This is a genomic window from Barnesiella sp. CU968, assembly GCF_905219685.1.
Lineage (GTDB): Bacteria > Bacteroidota > Bacteroidia > Bacteroidales > Muribaculaceae > Lepagella > Lepagella muris_A.
The window spans coordinates 1-6,165 of the sequence record NZ_CAJMXD010000170.1; the positions used below are offsets into that span (position 1 = coordinate 1).

Sequence of the window (6,165 nt, forward strand, 5' to 3'; positions counted from 1 at the left end):
GGAGTATATCTGGATATGACTGTTCCGGCACTTGGCGGTGTCATCTCAAAGGATGAAGCGGCGAAACAGCAGTTCGTACCTGTTGATCCGGTGTCGGCGACTTATCCTTCGCCCCAATCCGTTAAGAGGGCTATGGAGCTTATCGCTTCGGCAAAAAAACCGGTATTTCTTTTCGGTAAGGGCGCTGCATATTCTCAGAATGATGCCAAGATAAAGGAATTGGTGGAAAAGACAGGAATCCCATTCTATCCGATGTCTATGGCAAAGGGTCTATTGCCAGATAATCATCCGTTGTCGGCAATTTCGTGCCGCAGTATGATCATGGAGCAGGCAGACGTGGTGGTTCTTGTTGGCGCTCGTCTCAACTGGTTGCTTTCGAGAGGACATGGTAAATGGAATCCTGACAATAAATATGTGCAACTTGACATTGAACCTACTGAAATCGATTGCAATGTGCCTGTGGCTGCACCGGTAATCGGAGATCTCGGCGCTTCTCTGGATATGATTCTCGAAGCATTGCCCGATTATAAGATTTCAATGGATCCGCAGTGGGTAAAGGATCTTCAGGCTCATACAGCCGATGCCAACAAGTGGATAGCCCAGAAGCTCTCTCCCTCTCCCGAACCTATGGATCACTGGGACGCACTGAGAGCTGCCAAATCCGTCATAGAGAGACATCCGGAGGTTACGCTTATCAACGAAGGCGCGAACACGCTTGATGATTGCCGCGATGCAATCGACATGTCTCAGCCGCGCCGCCGAATCGATTGCGCGACATGGGCAATCATGGGTATGGGCGCAGGCTCGGCTATCGGTGCGGCACTTGCCACCGGAGGTCCTGTTGTGACAATCCAGGGTGATTCTGCATTCGGTTTCTCGGGAATGGAGGTAAGCACTATGACCAACTTCAACCTTCCGATTACGGTGTGTGTCTTCAACAACGGGGGCATATACAACCATGAAGGGGAGAATCTGAGCAAAAACGGAGATCCGGCTCCGACCACTCTTGACCTGAATGCGCGCTACGACATGATGATGGAGGCATTCGGCGGAAAAGGTTATTATGTGACGACTCCGGATGAATTCGAGGAGGCACTTGAAGCGGCTATCGCATCCCGCAAGCCGACTCTAATTGATGTGCAGCTTGCCGGCGATGCCGGAAAAGAGAGCGGTCATATAGGATATCTGAATCCTGAGCCGCTGATTCCAATCAAGGTATAACGTAAAAAAACGAGAATATGTCTAATATGATGCATGTGATCCTGTATGCAATCGTGCCGATCATAGTTGTGATGCTGGCAGGTTACATATCCGGGAAACGAGGCGCTTTCACAGGTGAAGACGCAAAAAAATTCAACAAAGTTGTGCTGGTGTATGCACTTCCCGCCGCTCTGTTCGTATCTATTGTTCAGGCAAGCCGCGAAATGCTTGCCAGAGATATCAAGCTGACTCTCATATCGCTTGTAGGCATAATGCTGTGCTTTATGATTGTCTATTGGGTATTCAAGTATTGTTTTAAGAAGAACACCGGTGCAGATGCGGCAGTCTCGGCATTGATCAGTGGTTCTCCGACAATCGGTTTTCTCGGTTTTGCCGTGCTTGAGCCGATTTTCGGAACGAATCCGTCGGTGGCTCTTGTGGTCGCTATTGTCGGCATCGTTGTGAATGCGGTCGGAATCCCTGTGGGGTTGTCTCTCATGNATGCATCTCTTGAAAAGGAGAATCCGGGTTCTGCAAAGAAGCAGAGTGCATGGAAGCCAGTGCTTCATGCGTTGGCGCAGCCAGTGGCGTGGGCACCGATTCTTGCAGTGGTCTGGGTTCTGGTTGGTATTCCATGGCCGGACTGGGCGAGTCCGTCATTTGACCTTATCAAGGGTGCGAATGCGTCGATGGCTGTTTTTTCCGCAGGTATAACTTTGTCGGCAATCAAGATTCAGATCAATTGGCAGGCAGTGCTCGGTTCAATACTCAAGATGGTTCTGATGCCGGCTGTCATTCTGATAATGGGTCTTGTTTTCAAGATGGATCCTCTGAATCTCAAGATGCTCGTTGTAGCAGCGGCATTGCCACCGGCATTCTCGGGAATCATCATAGCCGATGAATATGACACGTATGTAGCCACGGGTACCTCTTCGCTGACACTCTCGGTTATACTGTTTGTGGGATTCTGTCCATTGTGGATATGGATCACAGATATGTGCCTGACTCATTTCTGACAATTTTATCGAAATCACAACCGGATCTGTTCCGTCCGGTCTGAAAGCTGACAGGGGACGCGACATCTCGTCGCGTCCCCTGTCTTGAAAATCGTCTGATAGGTTATTATTGTCATTCTTTTCTTTAATCTTCGGTCTGAGTCTCCGCATATTCCTTGAGAAGTTTCTCCTGGACATCGGATGGAACGAGTTCATAGCTTGAGAACTCCATGGTGAATGAGCTGCGACCTCCGGTGATTGAACTCAGAGATGTTGAGTAGGATGCCATCTCTTTAAGAGGAACTTTCGCAGACAGTTTCTCAATTCCATTTTCAGATGCCATTCCCATGATCAGAGCGCGGCGTCCCTGAAGGTCGCTCATCACATCGCCCATTGTGTCGCCAGGTGTAAGAACCTCGACATCGTATACCGGTTCGAGAATCTTCGGATTGGCGGCTTTGAACGCCTGAGAGAATGCGTTCCGACCAGCAAGACGGAATGAGATTTCATTGGAGTCTACCGGGTGCATCTTGCCATCGTATATCATTACGCGCACGTCTCGCGCATAGGATCCGGTGAGGGGTCCCTGTTCCATACGGTCCATCAGACCCTTTACAATGGCAGGAATGAAACGGGCATCGATCGCTCCGCCGACAATGCAGTTGTATACAACAAGCTTGCCGCCCCATTCCAATGGAATCTCCTGTTTGTCGCGGACATTGAGTTTGAACTCCTGATTTCCGAATTTATATGTGTCGGGTTCTGGCATACCCTCAGTATAAGGCTCGATTATGAGATGAACTTCGCCGAACTGTCCGGAACCTCCTGACTGTTTTTTATGACGATAGTCGGCACGGGCAGCTTTTGTGATAGTCTCGCGATAGGGTATCTTTTGGTCGATAAACTCGATGGGGAGTTTCTCGTTGTTTTCGATACGCCATTTGAGAGTGCGCAGATGGAATTCTCCCTGTCCTTTTACAAGAGTCTGTTTCAATTCTTTGCTCTGCTCCACAATCCATGTGGGATCTTCTTCATGCATGCGTGTCAGTATTCCGGCGAGCTTTTCGGCATCGCTTTCGGTGACAGGACGTATAGCACGTGTGTATTTAGGCTGGGGATATTTAATGAAATTAAACTGATAGTCACAACCCTTCGCATCAAGCGTGTTTCCTGTGCGAACGTCTTTCAGTTTGACTGCGGCGCCGATATCACCTGCTTCAAGGGTCTCTATCGGGTTACGGAGCTGACCGCAAACGGTAAAAATCTGAGCGAGACGCTCTTTGCCGCCACGAGAGACGTTCTCAAGGTCTTCTCCTGCCTTGAGAGTTCCGCTCATAACCTTGAAATATGATACTTCGCCGATGTGCGGCTCTACGGAAGTCTTGAAGAAGAACACGGACAGCGGACCCTCCGCATCGGGCTTTACTTCTTCTCCGGCAACAGTCTCAGGCGCAGGCATGTCGCTGACAAAGGGGCATACGTTTCCAAGGAATTCCATTAGACGGCGGACGCCCATATCTTTGGCTGCACTGAGAACGACTACGGGGTAGATGGAACGGTCGATGAGTCCTTTGCGGATTCCTTCGCGCATCTCATCTTCAGTAAGGCTACCCTGCTCGAAGAATTTTTCCATCAGGGTCTCATCGTTTTCAGCAGCCGCCTCAACGAGTTTCTGATTAAGTTCGCGGGCTTTTTCAAGCTGGTCTTCAGGAATCTCGGAGATTACAGGAGTGCCTCCTTCTGGTCCCCATTCGTATTTCTTCATCAGAAGCACATCGATCATCGAATGGAAATTCGGTCCGGATTCCAGGGGATATTGTATCTGAACCACACGAGGACCGAAGTGTTCGCGCATCTGCTCCATGACGTTTTCGAAATCGGCTTTTTCACCATCCATCTGGTTAAGACCGAAAATAACCGGCTTCTTGAGTTTTGCCGTGGTGCGGAAAATGTTTTCCGTTCCAACTTCAACGCCATACTGCGCATCTACAAGGATAAGACCCATGTCGCAGACTCCAAGAGCCGTGTATGCGTTACCTACGAAATCATCGGCACCGGGGCAATCGATGATATTAAGTTTCTTACCGTTGAATTCAGCATTGAATACAGTTGAGAATACGGAATATCCATATTCTTTCTCAACGGGGAAATAATCGGACACTGTGTTTTTCGCTTCAATTGTGCCGCGACGTTTTATAACTCCACACTCGAAGATCATGGATTCAGCGAGTGTGGTTTTACCGGCGCCCTTTGATCCGAGAAGGGCGATGTTTTTGATTTCGTTGGTTTTATAAATCTTCATTGGTACAAGATTTTAATTGTTACAAGAATTTCATTCGTTTATGAGGGTAGAGGATTGCCTTGTGTTGCAAAAGCGAGCGCAATTTAATAAAAAATGTGGAAAATGTAGAAGAAATTAGAATGTTGTGTAACATATTTCCATAAAACATTATTAACTTTGCGGGTGATTTCAGAAGCCTGGAGGGCTTCTGAAATAAAATAGTTTCTCAGAGTGTGTCAATTGGTTGTGTCATGTGTGATTGTGTAAACAGGGGAGGGGTATATATACATGTGGCGGTCTGCCGCAGCAAATGTATTTATTGTGATTTTTACAGTGAGGTCTGCCATTCCGGTTTTGATTGGGAGCGTTATGTCAAGACTCTTGTCGCAGAACTGGAACTCCGTTCATGCGGGCTTTCTGCAATGCGCGAAGTCTCTTTATATATAGGAGGTGGAACCCCGTCGCTGATGCCGGTCGGATTGTTGCGGTTTCTGGTTTCTGAGGCAAGGCGTATAATTATGTCTGCAGGCAGTGGTGATGTCCGTTTGACTGAGGTGACACTTGAAGTGAATCCGGACGATGTGACTGCCGGCAATGCCGATGTCTGGCTTGACGCAGGCATAAACCGTGTCAGCATGGGCGTTCAGAGCATGAATGACAAGGAACTGAGGTCAATAGGGCGGAGGCATGACGCTAAGAAAGTGATGGAAGCATATGGTATTCTCAGGCAACGTTTCGGGAATCTAAGTCTTGACCTTATGTTCGGGCTGCCGGGTCAGACGCTTGAATCACTTTCATCAACGCTTGACGTATTTACGGAATTGCATCCGGAGCATATATCCGCCTATTCTCTCATGTATGAGGAACGCACCGCGCTTACCAGACTTCGAGACCTGGGACGTATAAAGGAGACTGACGAAAATCTCAGTGTTGCCATGTTTGAAATGGTCAACGAACGTCTGCGCAAAGCCGGATATATGAGATATGAGATATCAAACTATGCTTTGCCCGGTTTTGAATCAAGGCACAATTCCGCGTATTGGGAGGGTGTGCCGTATGTAGGTGTCGGTCCGTCGGCGCACAGTTTCGACGGACGAAGGTGCCGCAGATGGAATATAAGTGACATTCGCGCATACATGCTTGCCGTAGAGAATGGTGAGAAATGTCATGAGGAGGAAATGCTGTCGGACAAGGAAATCACAGAAGAGCGGATCATGACAGGTTTGCGCACAGCAAAGGGAATCGATATCGTTCGTTTTGAGAATGATTTTGGGAAAGAAGCGCGTGTGGAGTTGCTTGACAAGGCGGCATCCATGCTTGGAAAAGGTTATCTGAAACTTGATTACAACCGTCTGAGCCTTACGGATAAAGGTGTAATGCTCTCTGACGATATAATCGTGGATATGTTCTGAAGCCAATAGAAATGTCGATGTTGCAGTGAGCAAAAACGAGTCATCTATTGTTATCAACTTACACAGATGCAAAGAAGTATCTGTATAAGTTGAATATCAATGGCAATATTAAAGATAATACTGGTTGTAATTCTTATGTTCGCGATGGTGATGTTGCTCCTTGGCATAGGGCACTTTTCATCAGGACAGTTTGATACTGATGGCACAGATATCGCAAAACTGAAAGAAGAAGTCGACAGCAAGGAGGAGGTCATATCAAAACGCAGTGTCTTTCATG

The 6,165-nt window shown here is 47.9% G+C and carries 4 protein-coding genes; 3 read left to right on the plus strand and 1 reads right to left on the minus strand.

Going from position 1 to position 6,165, the window contains the following annotated elements; translation table 11 throughout:
* Both JX312_RS07790 and JX312_RS07795 read left to right on the plus strand, forming a co-directional pair.
* Positions 1-1,221: thiamine pyrophosphate-dependent enzyme (locus JX312_RS07790; RefSeq protein WP_204457613.1), on the plus strand; the 1,221-nt coding region annotated here is incomplete at its 5' end.
* 17 nt (positions 1,222-1,238) lie between these two features.
* Complete coding sequence (locus JX312_RS07795; protein ID WP_239653855.1) at positions 1,239-2,216, plus strand: AEC family transporter; 978 nt, start codon at positions 1,239-1,241, stop codon at positions 2,214-2,216.
* A 124-nt stretch (positions 2,217-2,340) separates the two neighbouring features.
* Here JX312_RS07795 and JX312_RS07800 read toward each other — a convergent pair whose 3' ends face one another.
* Complete coding sequence (locus JX312_RS07800; RefSeq protein ID WP_123404176.1) at positions 2,341-4,497, minus strand: translation factor GTPase family protein; 2,157 nt, start codon at positions 4,495-4,497, stop codon at positions 2,341-2,343.
* Between the two features lie 230 nt (positions 4,498-4,727).
* Here JX312_RS07800 and hemW point away from each other — a divergent pair, with 230 nt between their 5' ends.
* Positions 4,728-5,888, plus strand: coding sequence for a radical SAM family heme chaperone HemW (gene hemW / locus JX312_RS07805; protein ID WP_123404178.1), 1,161 nt, complete (start codon positions 4,728-4,730; stop codon positions 5,886-5,888).
* Positions 5,889-6,165: the final 277 nt, after the last annotated feature.